15 protein-coding genes are annotated in these 14,538 nt (G+C 64.6%); 9 read left to right on the forward strand and 6 right to left on the reverse strand.

The annotated features are described in order from the left end of the window. Window positions 1-85 precede the first annotated feature (85 nt). A complete protein-coding gene (gene moaE, locus G3446_RS04925) occupies window positions 86-544 on the reverse strand; it encodes a molybdopterin synthase catalytic subunit MoaE (protein WP_164451297.1) in 459 nt (152 codons plus the stop codon). Window positions 545-611: 67 nt separating this feature from the next. Here moaE and G3446_RS04930 point away from each other — a divergent pair, with 67 nt between their 5' ends. Both G3446_RS04930 and G3446_RS04935 read left to right on the forward strand, forming a co-directional pair. After that, window positions 612-2,039, forward strand: a complete 1,428-nt coding sequence (locus tag G3446_RS04930; protein WP_164451299.1) for an NfeD family protein — start codon at window positions 612-614, stop codon at window positions 2,037-2,039. A gap of 12 nt (window positions 2,040-2,051) precedes the next feature. Further along, window positions 2,052-2,810 (forward strand): slipin family protein, encoded by a 759-nt coding sequence (locus G3446_RS04935; RefSeq protein ID WP_164451301.1) that lies wholly within the window; start codon window positions 2,052-2,054, stop codon window positions 2,808-2,810. A 115-nt stretch (window positions 2,811-2,925) separates the two neighbouring features. Here G3446_RS04935 and G3446_RS04940 read toward each other — a convergent pair whose 3' ends face one another. The 4 genes from G3446_RS04940 to glgB form a co-directional block, all read right to left on the reverse strand. Continuing rightward, window positions 2,926-3,498, reverse strand: a complete 573-nt coding sequence (locus tag G3446_RS04940; protein WP_164451303.1) for an NnrU family protein — start codon at window positions 3,496-3,498, stop codon at window positions 2,926-2,928. Between the two features lie 104 nt (window positions 3,499-3,602). After that, window positions 3,603-4,055, reverse strand: coding sequence for a YaiI/YqxD family protein (locus tag G3446_RS04945; RefSeq protein WP_164451304.1), 453 nt, complete (start codon window positions 4,053-4,055; stop codon window positions 3,603-3,605). After that, window positions 4,016-4,378: a DUF2288 domain-containing protein gene (locus tag G3446_RS04950; RefSeq protein ID WP_164451306.1), complete on the reverse strand. Its 363-nt coding sequence runs from the start codon at window positions 4,376-4,378 to the stop codon at window positions 4,016-4,018. The genes G3446_RS04945 and G3446_RS04950 overlap by 40 nt, the downstream gene beginning before the upstream one ends. Next, window positions 4,365-6,638: a 1,4-alpha-glucan branching protein GlgB gene (glgB, locus tag G3446_RS04955; RefSeq protein ID WP_164451308.1), complete on the reverse strand. Its 2,274-nt coding sequence runs from the start codon at window positions 6,636-6,638 to the stop codon at window positions 4,365-4,367. Before glgB ends, G3446_RS04950 begins: the two co-directional genes overlap by 14 nt. 339 nt (window positions 6,639-6,977) lie before the next feature. Here glgB and glgC point away from each other — a divergent pair, with 339 nt between their 5' ends. The 7 genes from glgC to G3446_RS04990 all read left to right on the forward strand — a co-directional run bounded on the left by glgC (window position 6,978) and on the right by G3446_RS04990 (window position 13,292). After that, window positions 6,978-8,249, forward strand: coding sequence for a glucose-1-phosphate adenylyltransferase (gene glgC, locus G3446_RS04960; protein ID WP_164451310.1), 1,272 nt, complete (start codon window positions 6,978-6,980; stop codon window positions 8,247-8,249). Window positions 8,250-8,260: 11 nt separating this feature from the next. Further along, complete coding sequence (thiS, locus tag G3446_RS04965) at window positions 8,261-8,461, forward strand: sulfur carrier protein ThiS (protein ID WP_164451312.1); 201 nt, start codon at window positions 8,261-8,263, stop codon at window positions 8,459-8,461. A gap of 54 nt (window positions 8,462-8,515) precedes the next feature. Next, window positions 8,516-9,313, forward strand: coding sequence for a thiazole synthase (locus G3446_RS04970; RefSeq protein WP_164451314.1), 798 nt, complete (start codon window positions 8,516-8,518; stop codon window positions 9,311-9,313). Between the two features lie 182 nt (window positions 9,314-9,495). After that, entirely contained in the window at window positions 9,496-10,200 is a 705-nt protein-coding gene (gene trmB / locus G3446_RS04975) for a tRNA (guanosine(46)-N7)-methyltransferase TrmB (RefSeq protein ID WP_164451316.1), read from the forward strand. After that, entirely contained in the window at window positions 10,200-10,826 is a 627-nt protein-coding gene (locus G3446_RS04980) for an ABC transporter ATP-binding protein (RefSeq protein WP_164451319.1), read from the forward strand. Before trmB ends, G3446_RS04980 begins: the two co-directional genes overlap by 1 nt. Next, window positions 10,823-11,629, forward strand: coding sequence for an ABC transporter permease (locus G3446_RS04985; protein ID WP_164451321.1), 807 nt, complete (start codon window positions 10,823-10,825; stop codon window positions 11,627-11,629). The genes G3446_RS04980 and G3446_RS04985 overlap by 4 nt, the downstream gene beginning before the upstream one ends. Window positions 11,630-11,879: 250 nt before the next feature. Continuing rightward, window positions 11,880-13,292, forward strand: a complete 1,413-nt coding sequence (locus tag G3446_RS04990) for an FAD-dependent oxidoreductase (protein WP_164451323.1) — start codon at window positions 11,880-11,882, stop codon at window positions 13,290-13,292. 176 nt (window positions 13,293-13,468) lie between these two features. On the opposite strand, the gene hemE is transcribed toward G3446_RS04990, so the two are convergent. After that, window positions 13,469-14,533: a uroporphyrinogen decarboxylase gene (gene hemE / locus G3446_RS04995; protein ID WP_164451382.1), complete on the reverse strand. Its 1,065-nt coding sequence runs from the start codon at window positions 14,531-14,533 to the stop codon at window positions 13,469-13,471. Window positions 14,534-14,538: the final 5 nt, after the last annotated feature.

The raw sequence follows: 14,538 nt of genomic DNA on the forward strand, positions 1-14,538 counted from the left end.
ACTTCGCGGTGGTCGTCGAGCCGAGCAAGCCCTCGTGCTTCTTCGCGTCCTTTGGGCCTTTGCGGCTCCAATCCAAAACCTCGAATCAATCCCGCCAGCGGCCAGCGGCGTCATCATCTGACGCGCGGGCCTCGACCCAGCGCTCGCCCTCTGCCGTGTGCTCCTTCTTCCAAAAGGGCGCGCCTGTCTTCAGATAGTCGATCAGAAGCTCGCAGGCGCGGAAGGCCTCGCCGCGGTGCTGACTGACCACGCCGACGAAGACGATGGGGTCCTGCGGCTCCAAGGGGCCGACCCGGTGGATGATGGTGAGCCCTTCCAGGCTCCAGCGCGCAGCCGCCTCTTCCGCGATCTCGCGCAGCGCCTTCTCGGTCATCCCCGGATAGTGCTCCAAGGTCATGCGATGGACCTGCCTTCCATCGTTGAGATCGCGCATCAGCCCGACGAAGGCCACGAGGGCGCCGACGCGCGGATTTCCCTGATACAGAGCGGCTTGCTCGGCGGCGATATCGAAGGGCTCGGGCTGAACGCGGATACGCGGTGTCACGGCTGACTCCGAAACAAGGTCTAAGCTTTGGATGGAGACCCATCTGGGCCGTTGTGGAGAAGAGGCAATGGCAGATTCATTCGCGTGGTGGCGGTCGGCCGCAATCTGGCTCGTCTACCTCCTGCTGGGCGTAGCGCCGGGATTCGCGACGGCGGACGCACCCAATGATACCGGCAACCGCGACATCCTGGTGATGGATATCGAAGGTGCCATCGGCCCGGCGACCGCCAGCTATGTCCAGGCATCGGTCGGCCGAGCCGAGGAGCGGAATGCCCCGCTTCTCGTCATCCGCATGGACACCCCGGGTGGCCTGGACACCTCGATGCGCTCCATCGTCAAGGCGATCACCTCGGCCGAGGTGCCCATCGCCTGCTACGTGGCACCCACGGGTGCGCGCGCGGCGAGCGCCGGGACCTACATCCTCTACGCCTGTCCCTTTGCCGCCATGGCGCCAGGCACCAATCTTGGCGCGGCGACGCCTGTCCAGCTCGGCGGACTGCCGACGTCCACGCCATCGCCAAGCCGAGGGTCGGAGGATGAGGCGGCGTCCGAGGCGGCCGACGCTGAGCCTGGCTCGGAGCCGAGCGCCAAGAAGGCGGTTTCCGGCGACGCCAAGACGCGCAAGGTGGTCAACGACGCGGCGGCCTACATCCGCAGTCTCGCGGCCCTGCATGGCCGCAACGCCGAGTGGGGGGAGCGTGCGGTCCGCGAGGGCGCGAGCCTATCCGCCGAGGAGGCGCTGCAGCGCGATGTCATCGACACCGTCGCGCCGAGCCTAGAGGCCTTGCTCGACACCATCGACGGCCGCTCCTTGAGGCTGGGAGACGGGCGTACTCAAGTCCGCATCCTAGGCTCGGGTGTCGTGACCCTGCAGCCCGATTGGAAGACGCGCCTGCTCTCCGTGATCAGCAACCCCAACGTGGCCTACATCCTTCTGCTGGTCGGGATCTATGGTCTGATCTATGAGTTCTCCAACCCAGGCGTGGTGCTGCCCGGAACGGCCGGCGCCCTGAGCCTGCTAATGGCGCTCTACGCCTTCCAGCTCCTGCCGATCAACTATGCCGGGCTGGCGCTGATCGGATTGGGCTTGGCGCTCATGGTGGCGGAGGTCTTCTCGCCGAGCTTCGGGGGACTGGGGCTCGGCGGCATCGCCACCTTCGTCTTTGGATCCCTGATCCTCATCGACACCCAGGCGCCGGGCTTCGGCATCTCGCTCGCGCTCATCGTCGGTCTGGCGCTGATGAGCGCCATCCTGGTCTTCGTCGTCCTGGGCTTCGCGCTCAAGGCGCACCGGCGCCCCATCGTCACCGGCGGCGAGGAGCTCGTGGGTGCCACCGGTCGAGCCGTCTCCGGTTTTCCCGGCGCGGGCCGCGTGCATTTGCATGGCGAGGTGTGGAGCGCCCGCTCGGAAGGAGCGATTTCGCCCGGCACCCAGGTTTCTGTCATCGGCCGAGACGGCTTGACGCTGATCGTCGAGCCCGGCCCCAAGTCCTGAAGGAGACTGCTCATGCCTATCGAGATCTATCTGTTTCCAGTGATTCTGCTAGGCGGACTCTTCGTCGCCTCGATTCGCATCCTGCGCGAATACGTCCGGGGCGTCATCTTCACCCTGGGCCGCTTCACCGGCGTCAAGGGACCCGGCTTCATCATCGTCATTCCCGGCATTCAGAACATGGTGCGCGTGGACCTGCGCGTTCAGGTCATGGACGTGCCGAGCCAAGACGTCATCTCGCGTGACAATGTCTCGGTCAAGGTCAATGCGGTGGTCTATTTCCGCGTGATCGACCCCGAGCGCGCCATCATCCAGGTCGAGGACTATCGCATGGCGACCAGCCAGCTGGCGCAGACCACGCTGCGCTCCGTGCTCGGTCAGCATGAGCTCGACGAGATGCTCGCCGAGCGCGAAAAGCTCAACAACGATGTGCGCCAGATCCTCGACAACCAGACGGACGCCTGGGGCATCAAGGTCGCCAACGTCGAGATCAAGCATGTCGACCTCGACGAATCCATGATCCGCGCCATCGCGCGACAGGCCGAGGCGGAGCGCGCACGGCGCGCCAAGGTCATTCACGCGGAGGGCGAGCAACAAGCGGCAGAGAAGCTGATGCTAGCGGCCCGCAAGCTCGCCGAGCAGCCGCAGGCGATGCAGCTGCGATTTCTTGAGACGCTGACCGAGGTGGCCGGAGACCGCGCCTCGACCATCGTCTTCCCACTGCCGATGGACCTCATCGAGCCCTTACTGGGTAAGAGGCGCGACGCGGAGTGAGGCCTGGACCGAAGGCATTTTGCCGCGCTGCAAGCCGACGCGCCGACCGGACGCGCTTCGGAAGGCGCGAGCGAGGCAGCGATGCGCTGCTCGCCGCTCGACGGAGTGGATCGGATCAGCCAATGGGCGCAACGCCCATGAGCGCCTTGTGCAGCCAGAAGATGAAGAGCAGGTAGAGCACTAGGCCGCCGACAACGGCGATGGCGTCGTTGACGCGGTTTGGCGGTGCGCCCTGCACGGGCGGGCCAGCGCGGTGCTTAAGCGAGATCCGATCCGCGACCGCCCAGGCCAGGAAGGAGCCGAACAGCAGCACGTCGGCAAGGGTTCCATTCGCGAGTAGATGACCGAAGGCCCAGATCTTGACCGCCAGCAACATCGGGTGTTTGACGGCGGTCTGGATGCGACCGGGCAGATAGGTCGACAACAGAATCGGGAAGACCGGCAGCATCAATAGCAGATTGACGTGGCGCAGCCAGCTCGGGGGATCGTAGAGGACGAGGGGTGCCTCGCGGGTGGCGGCATAGCCATTGACGAGGAGGACGAAGCCGATCAGTGACAACAGGCCGAAGACGCCCTGCCAGGCGGCGACGCCGAACCGGTCGATGACCTGGGTGCGGAGACCGGGCTTGAAGATCGAGATCGCGTGCGTCCCGAGGAAGAGGACGAGTCCGAGAATGAGTACTGCCATCCGACGACTCCTTAAGTCTTGATTGTCTGGAAGCCCAGCCACGACTTGGCTCGCAAGCCTTCGCGGCGCCGCCCGCGAGAGACGCTAAGGCGTTCTTGCGGGTGTCAACGGCTCAGACGCTTGGCCAGGAAGGCGTCGAGCGCATTCCCGAAGGCTTGACGGTCGCGTGCGCCTAGGCTCGCGGGACCGCCGGTATCGACACCACTGGCGCGCAGCGTCTCCATGAAATCCCGCATGTTGAGCCGCTCGCGGACATTTTCCTTGGTATAGCTCTCGCCGCGCGGATTCAAGGCGTGACCGCCCTTGGCGACGACTTCCGCGGCCAGCGGGATGTCGGCGGTGATGACCAGATCCCCCGTTTGGAGACGCTTGACGATCTCGTTGTCAGCGACATCGAATCCGGCCGACACGCGGATGGCGCGGATGTAGCGCGATGGCGGATGCATCATCGGCTGGTTTGCGACCAGGGTGAGCGACACCTTGTGGCGCTCCGCGGCGCGGAAGAGGATGTCTTTGATTACCCGCGGGCAGGCGTCGGCATCGACCCAGATGTGCATTGGGCCTCCTGAGCTAAGATCCAGGGCTTAACGACGACCGCCCAGAGACAGGCGTCTTGTGCGAGCCATTCACGCGCCTGCTGGTCGGTGACGGCCGCGATTCGGCCGGCCGAGCGCTCGGCCCCGATCTTTTCCGCATCGTCCTTGGCCATGGCCAAGGCGACGTCGACGAGGTCGAGACCTGGACGCACGCAAAGCACGAGACCTTGGGCGAAGAAGCGCTGAAGCTCGGTCCAGCGGATCTTCGCGGTCTCCTGGTTGAGCTTGGCACGCTCGAGCGCGTCGGCACCTTCCATCGCTTCAGAGCCTTCAATGAGATCCATTCGGCGTTTCCACTTCGAGCGCCGACTCGCTCGGCTCTTCGGCCTCCGCCTCCAACAGCTCGCCCTGGTCAGGCTCGTGCACCAGAATCAGCCCTGCGAGGGGTGGCAGCGCAACCATCAGGGAGTGCGGTCGCCCCATCCAGCTCACGGGCTCCGACTCGATGCCCCCTTGATTGCCGACATTGCTGCCGCCGTAGAGCTCGGCGTCGGAATTGACCGCCTCGCGATAGAAGCCCGGCGCCGGCACGCCGATGCGGTAGTTTCCGCGAGGCACTGGTGTGAAGTTGAAGACGGCGGCGACGATCTCCTTGCCGGACTTCGACTTGCGAACATAGCTCAGAACGGACTGCGAGCTGTCGTGACAGTCGATCCACTCGAAGCCGGAGGGCTCGAAATCCACCTCGTGAAGCGCGGGCAAGGTCTTGTAAAGCCGGTTGAGGTCCGAGACCAGCTGCTGCAGACCCTGATGCTGAGGCCGCTCGAGGAGCTCCCAGTCGAGAGAGGCCGCGAAGTTCCACTCGCGTCCCTGGCCGAACTCGCAGCCCTGGAACAACAGCTTCTTGCCCGGATAGCTGAACATGAAGGTGTAGAGCAGCCGCAGACTGGCGAACTTCTGCCAGGCGTCGCCCGGCATCTTGTCCAGCATCGACTTCTTCCCGTGCACCACCTCGTCGTGCGAGAAGGGCAGCACGAAGTTCTCCGTGAAGGCGTAGAGCAGCCCGAAGGTCAGCAGGTCATGGTGGAAGTGGCGGTAGATGGGGTCCTTCTGCATGTACGACAGGGTGTCGTGCATCCAGCCCATGTTCCACTTCATGCTGAAGCCGAGGCCACCGAGGTAGGTCGGCCGCGACACCGCCGGCCAGGAGGTGGATTCCTCCGCAACCATGAGGGTGCCGGGATGCTGCTCATGGGTGACCATGTTCAGCTCGCGGATGAAATCGACGGCTTCGAGATTCTCATTGCCCCCGTACTTGTTCGGGATCCACTCCCCGGCGTTGCGCGAATAGTCGAGGTACAGCATGGAGGCGACCGCATCGACGCGCAGGCCGTCGATGTGGAGCTCTTCGAGCCAATAGAGGGCGCTCGAGAGCAGGAAGTTCTTCACCTCGTTGCGGCCGAAGTTGAAGATGAGCGTGCCCCAGTCCTTGTGCTCTCCCATGCGCGGGTCGGCGTGCTCGTAAAGCGCCGTGCCGTCGAAGCGCGCGAGGGCATAGGCGTCTTTTGGGAAATGGGCCGGCACCCAGTCCAGCAGCACACCGATTCCCTGGCGGTGCATGTAGTCGACGAAGAAGCGGAAGTCGTCAGGAGTGCCGAAGCGCGCCGTCGGGGCGAAGTAGCCCGTGCACTGGTAGCCCCAAGAGGCGTCGAGCGGGTGCTCGGTGACGGGCAGCAGCTCGATGTGGGTGAACCCGAGGTCCTGCGCGTAGCTGGCGATCTCCTTGGCAAGGATGCGGTAGTTGAGGAAGTTGCCGTCCTCGTCACGCCGCCAGGAGCCGAGATGAACCTCGTACACCGACATGGGCCGATGCTGCCAGCTCACATCCTTGCGCGCCTCCATCCAGTCCTCGTCCGACCAGCGGAAGGCGCTGGACGCGGCCAGGATGCCGGCTGTTTGCGGGCGCTCCTGGAACGCCTGGGCGTAGGGGTCGATCTTGATATGGATGTGCGTCGCGCGGTCGCGAATTTCGTACTTGTAGTAGCCGCCGGGCTGCAGGCCTGGGATGAAGAGCTCCCAAACACCGGAACCGCCGCGCACCCGCATCGGGTGCATGCGTCCGTCCCAGGCGTTGAAGTCGCCAACCACGCTGACGCGCTCCGCATTGGGCGCCCAGACGGCGAACTGGATCCCCGAGATGCCGTCGATCTCGCGATAGTGCGAGCCCAGGACGCGGTAGGCATGCCAGTGGCGACCCTCTCCGAAGAGGTGAAGGTCGAAGTCCGATAGGAGCGGCGGCAGGCAGTAGGGATCATGCGCCCTGTGCGTCGTACCGGCCCCGTCCGTCCACTCGATCTGGTAACGCTCGGGAACCTTGCCCGGATCTGCCTCACCAACAAAGAGATCCGTGCCCTCGACGCGCTCCAGCGGCAGGTCCGCCTCGACGACGCGCGCCGTCTCGGCCAACGGCAGGAAGATGCGAACCACGGCCTTGCCGCCTTCCTCATGCCGACCCAGCACAGAGAAGGGGTCATGGTGACGCGCCTCGACGATGCGTAGAAGGGTGTCTGGGAGCTTGGGTGCCGAGCCAGTTGTGGTTGCCATCTCTAAAGTGTCTACCTCGTGCTAGCGGCGGGTCCGGCACGCCGGACGCGGCGACTCTCGTCTAGTGTGGATTCGGGTGAGCATGGATAGCGCGAGGCCGTGGTGCTGATGGCACCGTCGCGCTGAGCGAGGAAGGCGGGCCCAAGCAGGGCGTCTCCTCGACGTCCAGTCGTCTCGTCTGGAATTATTTGCGCCCACGACTACATTGCTGTCGAAAGCGCGGAATTCGACCCCATATCTCCGCGCCCGGCCCCCATCCGAGGGGGTTGGAATGCTGCTTGATGGTACCATAAGGGCGATCTGATACACCCCGCAGCGTCGTCTCTGACAGGAGGATTTATGCCCCAATCCAACCCCAGGTTCATCAGCCGCCTGACGCGCAACACCCTGGCGCTGATCCTTGCCGGGGGACGGGGATCGCGGCTGAAGCACTTGACCGCATGGCGCTCCAAGCCAGCCGTTCAGTTCGGGGGAAAATTTCGCATCATCGACTTCCCCTTGTCGAACTGTATCAACTCCGGAATCCGTCGCATCGGTGTGCTGACGCAGTACAAGGCCCATTCGCTGATCCTGCACATCCAGAAGGGCTGGGGATTCTTGCGCGGAGAGTTCGGTGAGTTCGTCGAGCTTTGGCCGGCGCAGCAGCGGGTCGCGGAAACGGCTTGGTACGCAGGCACCGCGGATGCCGTCTTCCAGAATCTCGACATCATCCGTGACCACGACCCGGAATACATCCTGGTGCTCGCCGGCGACCACATTTACAAGATGGATTACGGCGCCATGATCGCCTATCACGTCGAGAGCGGCGCCGACATGACCGTGGGCTGCCTGGAGGTCGACACGGAGCGCGCGCGCGAGTTCGGCGTCATGTCCGTCGACGAAGATCAGCGTGTAACCAGTTTCGCGGAGAAGCCCGCCGATCCGGAGCCGATTCCGGGCACCAAGGACCGCTGCCTCGCCTCCATGGGCATCTACGTCTTCAATCGCGGCTTCCTGTTCGAACAGCTTTTCAAAGACGCCGATATGCCTGGCTCCAGCCACGACTTCGGCAAGGATGTGATTCCCAATGTGATCCGCATGTACCGGGTCATGGCCCATACCTTCAAGGACCCGCGCAGCGGCGAGCAGGCCTACTGGCGCGATGTCGGCACCCTGGACGCCTTCTGGGAGGCCAACCTGGAGCTTATCGGCGTGACGCCGCCGCTGAACCTGTACGACAAGAACTGGCCGATCTGGACCTACCAGGAGCAGCTGCCCCCCGCCAAGTTCGTGTTCGACGACGACGACAGGCGCGGCATGGCGGTGGATTCCATGGTCTCCGGCGGCTGCGTCATCTCCGGAGCGACCGTGCGCCATTCGCTGCTGTTCTCCAACGTGCGGGTGAACTCCTACGCCAGCGTCGAGGACTCCGTGATCCTGCCGGACGTCGATATCGGGCGGAACTGTGTGATTCGCAACGCAGTCATAGACCGCTTCTGCCAGCTCGACGAAGGCACGCAGATCGGCGTGGATCCAGAGGCCGATCGCCGTGCCGGGCTCTACGTGAGCGAGGGGGGCATCACGCTCGTCACCCCCGAGATGCTCGGCCAGGACGCCAACCACGTTCGCTGAGGACGCATCTGATGCAAATCACTCTGAATGGAGAGCCGCGCGAGGTCGCCGAGGGGACGCGCATGGCCGAGCTGGTCGAGACGCTCTCGCTCACCGGCCAGCGTTTTGCGGTCGAGGTCAATGCCGAGCTCGTCCCCCGCAGCCGATTCGCCGAGCACCAACTGAGCCCGAATGACAAGGTCGAGATCATTCAAGCCGTCGGCGGCGGCTGAATGCTCAGGCTCACGCATCCGCATTTCACACACTAGCAGCTGCCACAGAGATTCATGTCTACAGAGAATCAGAGTCACGATCGCCTCATCATCGCCGGCAAGGAATACGGCTCGCGCCTGCTCGTCGGTACGGGTAAGTACAAGGACATGGACGAAACCGCCCGCGCCATCGGTGCCAGCGGCGCGGAGATCGTGACAATCGCCGTGCGCCGGACCAATCTCGGCCAAAACCCTGGAGAGCCGAACATCCTCGACGTGCTCTCCCCGGAGCGCTACACCATCCTGCCGAACACGGCCGGCTGCTATGACGCGGAGACCGCGGTACGCACCTGCCGGCTGGCGCGCGAGCTGCTCGACGGTCACAACCTGGTCAAGCTCGAAGTCCTGGGCGACGAGAAGACCCTCTTCCCCGATGTCATGGCAACGCTCAAGGCGGCGGAGGAGCTGGTCAAGGACGGCTTCGACGTGATGGTCTATACGAACGACGACCCGATCGTCGCGCGCGAGCTGGAGGCCATCGGCTGTATCGCCGTCATGCCGCTCGCGGCGCCCATCGGCTCGGGCCTCGGCATTCGCAATCCGCTCAACATCCTGACCATCGTGGAGAATGCCAAGGTGCCCGTCCTCGTCGACGCCGGTGTGGGCACGGCGTCCGACGCGGCCGAGGCCATGGAGCTGGGCTGTGACGGCGTGCTCATGAATACGGCCATCGCCGCGGCCAAGGATCCCGTGCTCATGGCGAGTGCGATGCGCAAGGGGATCGAGGCCGGGCGCGAGGCCTTCCTTGCCGGGCGGATGCCGGCGAAGCGGTTTGCTTCCGCCTCCTCTCCGATCGAGGGGCTCTTCTTCTAAGCGCCTACCGCCGCGCGGGGCTGGAAGCCCACCGGCCCGAGCCCCGCGCTTGCCATTCGGATCGCCCCGAGACCACGCAGCGCCCCTCGGCCTTCGATCGACCGCCTGCCCTCGCACCTGTCGAGCACTCGGCAGCGACGCCCTCCCGACGACCGATTCGCACAACCTGGATAGACCGAGACTTGGACGCCCACTCGACAGACACCCCTCATCGCCGCCCCGTTCGCAGCTTCGTCCTGCGCGAGGGCCGCCTCACCGCCGCGCAGGAGCGCGCCTTCCGGGAGCTCTGGCCGCTCCACGGGATCGACTGGACGCCCGGCGAGCAGATCGACCTCAGCACAGTCTTCGGCTCGGCAAGACCTCTTGTGCTGGAGATCGGCTTCGGGAATGGTGAGTCCCTCGCTGAGATGGCCGCCGCGGATCCTGATCGAAACTGGCTGGGCATCGAGGTGCATCGCCCCGGGGTCGGGCATTTGCTGCTCGAGATCGAGCGCCGAGAGCTGACCAACCTCAAGGTGATGCGCCATGACGCGGTCGAGGTCTTGGCGCAAGGCATCGCGCCAGGCAGCCTGGACGCCGTCCAGCTCTTCTTTCCAGATCCTTGGCCCAAGCGCAGGCACCACAAGCGGCGCATCCTGAGCTCACAACTGATCGCGCTGCTCGCAAAGACCATTCGGCCCGGCGGCATCTTCCATGCCGCGACGGATTGGGAGCCTTACGCCGAGCAAATGCTTGAGGTTCTGGATGGCGCGAGCGACCACTTCGAGAGCACGGTCGGCGTCGGGCGTTACGCGCCACGGCCAGCGACACGGCCCCTCACCAAGTTCGAGCAGCGCGGCGAGCGCCTCGGCCACCCGGTCCACGATCTCCTATACCGGCGCCGCTGATGGCTGCGCTCCGCCTCAAGGCGATCAGTCACCCCCTCATCCGTCCCCTAGACCTGGACATCGACGCCGGCGAGCTGGTCTTCCTCTCCGGTCCCTCGGGCTCGGGAAAGAGTCTACTGCTGCGGGCCATCGCGGATCTCGATCCGCACCAGGGCGAGGTCTGGCTGGGCAGTGAAGCGAGATCTGCGCTGGCCCCGCCGATTTGGCGCCGCCGCGTCGGACTTCTGCCCGCGGAGCCCTTCTGGTGGGGCGACGCCGTCGGTGAGCACCTCCCCCATGGCGTCATGGACGCCGCGACCACACAAGACCGAATCGGCGGCTGGCTCGGCATCCTCGGCTTCGAGCGCGACGTGCTCGACTGGGAGGTCGCGCGGCTCTCGACCGGCGAGCGCCAGCGGCTGGCCCTGATCCGCCTGCTCGCCCAAGGCCCGGAAGCACTGCTCCTGGACGAAGCCACGGCCAACCTGGATCCAGCCAATCGCGATCAGGCCGAGCGCCTCATCGACGACTACCGCCGCACGGCGACCGCAGCCGTGCTCTGGGTGAGCCACGACCCCGTGCAGCGCCAGCGCCTTGGCAGCCGTGCCTACACCATCCTGGATGGAGCCTTGGTGCCAGAGCCATGACCATGATCCACCTCAGTCCCTGGGATCTAGGGATCGCGTCCATCCTCATCTTTCTGCTCGCGGGCATGTCTTGGAGGCTGAGATTGGGGGTCGAGCGGCGCGTGCTCATCGCCGCATCACGCAGTGCCGTTCAGCTCACCCTGGTGGGGATGGTGCTGAAACTGCTTTTCGCCCAGACCAACCTGGCGCTGATCGGACTCATGGCACTGGTCATGCTCTCGGTCGCCGGCTTCGAGGTCATGCAGCGCCAAAAGCGGCGCTATCGCGGCGGCTGGGGCTATGGGATCGGGGCCTTCTCGATGTTCCTGTCCTCCTTCAGCGTGACCTTGATGGCGCTGACGGTCGTCATCGGCGTCGAGCCCTGGTACCAGCCCCAGTACCTCATCCCGCTCCTCGGCATGATGCTCGGCAACACCATGAACGGCGTGGCGATCGCGCTCGACAACCTCACCCGCCAGGCGTGGGAGTCGCGCGGCAAGATCGAGGCGCGGTTGCTCGGCGGCCAGAGCTGGGAGACGGCGATCCAGGACATCCGTCGCGACGCGCTGCGCTCCGGCCTCATCCCCATCGTGAACGCCATGAGCACCGCGGGTCTGGTAAGCCTGCCCGGCATGATGACGGGCCAGATCCTCGCCGGCAGCCCTCCGATGGAGGCAGCCAAGTATCAGCTGCTGATCATGTTCCTCATCTCCGGAGGGACCGGACTGGGCTCCATGGTCGCGGTCTGGCTGGGCTCTCGGCGCCTCTTCGATGACCGTCAACGGCTGCGACTCGACCGCCTGGCCGATGGGTCGAAATTCTGACCCGCACTAAGCGACTGATCGATCTCGATTTCCATACTTTCCCGAGCACACTTCAGGCAACGGAAAGGCGCAGCAGATAGGGTCTGCGGCGCCGAATAATAATTGACTATTTTAATCTATTAAATCCGGAGCCTTGCGTTCTCTTGGGTCTTGGCTTCGGCTAGTGTGCTGCCATTGTTGCGTCGCACAAAGGCCGGCTCGTGCCTGTCTGCGATGAACGGCACCCTAGCCGCTGAAGGAGACCCAGGTCATGTCTGCCTCGACCCATTACGACGTTCTCATCGTCGGCGCCGGAGTCACCGGAACCGCCCTCCTCTATGAGCTCGCGAAGTTCACCGACCTGAATCGACTCTGTCTCGTCGAGAAGTACGACAGTGTCGCCAGCGTCAACTCGCACGCCCACAGCAACAGCCAGACCATCCACTGCGGCGACATCGAGACCAACTACACGCTCGAAAAGGCCGCGTCGGTCAAGCGGACCGCCTACATGGTGGTCAACTACGCCACCAAGCTCCCCGCCGAGGAGCGCGACAAGATCGTCTTCCGGATGCCCAAGATGGTGCTGGGCGTTGGCAAGCAGGAATGCGATTACATCCGCAATCGCTACGAGGGATTCAAGGAGCTGTTTCCGCGCATGCGACTGCTCGAGCGCGAAGACATTGCGGAGATCGAGCCGAATGTCGCCATTAAGAACGGCACATGGCGGGACGAGGAGATCGTCGCCACCGGGACCCCTGACGATTACTGCGCGGTCGACTTTCAGGCCCTGGCGCAGTCGTTCTCGAACGCTTGCGCGCGTCTGGATCGAACGACCAACAAACAGATCTCACAGCTCTTCGGCACCAAGGTCGACGGCATTCGCAAGGAGACAGACGGCTATGTGCTGCAGACTAGCCGAGGCCTGCTGCAGGCGCGCGCCGTCGTGGTCTGCGCCGGCGGCCATTCGCTCCTGATGGCCCAGGAGATGGGGCTTGGGCTCGAATACTCCTGCCTGCCTGTCGCCGGGTCCTTCTACTTCGCGCCCGAGGCGCTCAACGGCAAGGTCTACAGGGTCCAGAATCCGAATCTGCCCTTTGCCGCGGTGCATGGCGATCACGACGTCAAGGAGCGCGGCAAGACGCGCTTCGGACCGACCGCACTGATGCTGCCCATGCTCGAGCGCTACGATCGCTCGACGATCAAGGAGTTCTTCAAGGTGCTGCGCCTCGACCGGCAAGTCGCCGGCGTGGTCTGGGATCAGCTTAAGGTCCCGGATATCCGCAACTACATCCTGCGCAACTTTCTTTACGAGGTCCCGAAGCTCAACCGGCACCTCTTCGCCCGGGAGATCCGCAAGATCGTTCCTTCGATTCGCGTCGAGGACATCAGCTACGCCGAGGGCTTTGGCGGCATCCGCCCTCAGCTCATCGACAAGGCCGCGCGCAAGCTGCGCATGGGCGAGGCCAAGTTCACGGACGGCAATGGGATCATCTTCAACATGACCCCCTCTCCGGGCGGCACAAGCTGTCTGGGCAGCGGCGAGAAGGACATGCGCACCATCGCCGCCTACTTGGGGGCGCGCATCAATGAAGGCGCGTTCGAGCGTGAGATGCTGACGGGCTACGAAGATACCCGCGGCCAGAGCCCGGCCGCCGACCAGGAGGCGGTTGCCGCTGCATCCTGAGGCCTGGTGAGCCTCGGAAGCGCTGTCAGCTTCCACCGGCCAGCTGGTTGAACGCAGGCAGTTGGCGCCCGTTCGGCGCGCCGACAAGTGGCTCCGGAGAGGGCGGTCGAAAGAAGCTCGGGGGCCGAAGCCCCCGAGTCCCAATCCCCTCGAGACCAGACGGCCCGAGTCTCGGTTCAGACGTGATACTGCCGGCTCAGCTCGTGAACGGCCTCGACCATGGCACCTGCGTGCTCCGGATTGACGTCCGGGGTGATGCCGTGCCCCAGGTTGAAGACATGGCCGGGGCCCTTGCCGTAGCTTGCGAGGACACGCGCAACCTCTTCGCGGATGCGCTCGGGCGAGGCGTAGAGGGTGCAGGGATCCAAGTTGCCCTGCAGCGCCACGCTGTCGCCGACCATGCGGCGGGCATCCGCCAGATCGGTCGTCCAATCCACGCCCAAGGCATCGCAGCCTGTCTTCGCCATATCGCCCAGCCACTGCCCGCCATTCTTGGTGAAGAGAATGATGGGCACGCGACGGCCCTCGGACTCGCGGGTCAGACCCTCGACGACGCGCTGCATATAGGCCAAGGAGAACTCGCGGTAGTTCGCGGGCGCCAGTGCCCCACCCCAGGTGTCGAAGATCATCGCGGCCTGCGCGCCGCGGGCGATCTGGGCGTTGAGGTAGGTGGTGACGGAATCCGCCGTCTTGGTGAGGAGCTTATGCAGCAGATCAGGACGATCGAACATCATCCCCTTGGTATGCGAGAAGTTCTTCGCGCCCCCGCCCTCGACCATGTAGGTCGCCAGCGTCCAAGGACTGCCTGAGAAGCCGATCAGCGGCACCCGGCCATTGAGCTCGCGGCGAATGGTCGACACGGCATCCATAACGTACTTCAGCTCGCCTTCCGGATCCGGGATAGCAATGCGGTCGACGTCCGCGGCCGTGCGCACCGGACGCTCGAAATGCGGGCCCTCGCCTTCGGCGAAGTAGAGCCCCAGCCCCATGGCATCCGGCACCGTCAGGATGTCCGAGAAGAGGATGGCCGCGTCCAGCGGGAAACGATCGAGCGGCTGAATCGTGACCTCGCATGCCAGCTCCGGATTCTTGCAGAGCGCCATGAAACTGCCCGCCTTCGCGCGTGTCGCGCGGTACTCCGGCAGGTAGCGGCCAGCCTGGCGCATCATCCAAACCGGAGTGTAATCAACGGGTTCGCGCATCAGCGCGCGGAGAAAGGTGTCATTGGTCAACTGGGTCATGAGGC

The sequence above is a fragment of the Thiorhodococcus minor genome, assembly GCF_010820565.1.
GTDB lineage: Bacteria > Pseudomonadota > Gammaproteobacteria > Chromatiales > Chromatiaceae > Thiorhodococcus > Thiorhodococcus minor.

Coding starts and splice junctions, on each gene's coding strand:
- G3446_RS04930 (WP_164451299.1), top strand. CDS start 612: ATGGCAGATTCATTCGCGTGGTGGCGGTCGGCCGCAATCTGGCTCGTC.
- G3446_RS04935 (WP_164451301.1), top strand. CDS start 2,052: ATGCCTATCGAGATCTATCTGTTTCCAGTGATTCTGCTAGGCGGACTC.
- G3446_RS04940 (WP_164451303.1), bottom strand. CDS start 3,498: ATGGCAGTACTCATTCTCGGACTCGTCCTCTTCCTCGGGACGCACGCG.
- G3446_RS04945 (WP_164451304.1), bottom strand. CDS start 4,055: ATGCACATCTGGGTCGATGCCGACGCCTGCCCGCGGGTAATCAAAGAC.
- G3446_RS04950 (WP_164451306.1), bottom strand. CDS start 4,378: ATGGATCTCATTGAAGGCTCTGAAGCGATGGAAGGTGCCGACGCGCTC.
- glgB (WP_164451308.1), bottom strand. CDS start 6,638: ATGGCAACCACAACTGGCTCGGCACCCAAGCTCCCAGACACCCTTCTA.
- glgC (WP_164451310.1), top strand. CDS start 6,978: ATGCCCCAATCCAACCCCAGGTTCATCAGCCGCCTGACGCGCAACACC.
- thiS (WP_164451312.1), top strand. CDS start 8,261: ATGCAAATCACTCTGAATGGAGAGCCGCGCGAGGTCGCCGAGGGGACG.
- G3446_RS04970 (WP_164451314.1), top strand. CDS start 8,516: ATGTCTACAGAGAATCAGAGTCACGATCGCCTCATCATCGCCGGCAAG.
- G3446_RS04980 (WP_164451319.1), top strand. CDS start 10,200: ATGGCTGCGCTCCGCCTCAAGGCGATCAGTCACCCCCTCATCCGTCCC.
- G3446_RS04985 (WP_164451321.1), top strand. CDS start 10,823: ATGACCATGATCCACCTCAGTCCCTGGGATCTAGGGATCGCGTCCATC.
- G3446_RS04990 (WP_164451323.1), top strand. CDS start 11,880: ATGTCTGCCTCGACCCATTACGACGTTCTCATCGTCGGCGCCGGAGTC.
- hemE (WP_164451382.1), bottom strand. CDS start 14,533: ATGACCCAGTTGACCAATGACACCTTTCTCCGCGCGCTGATGCGCGAA.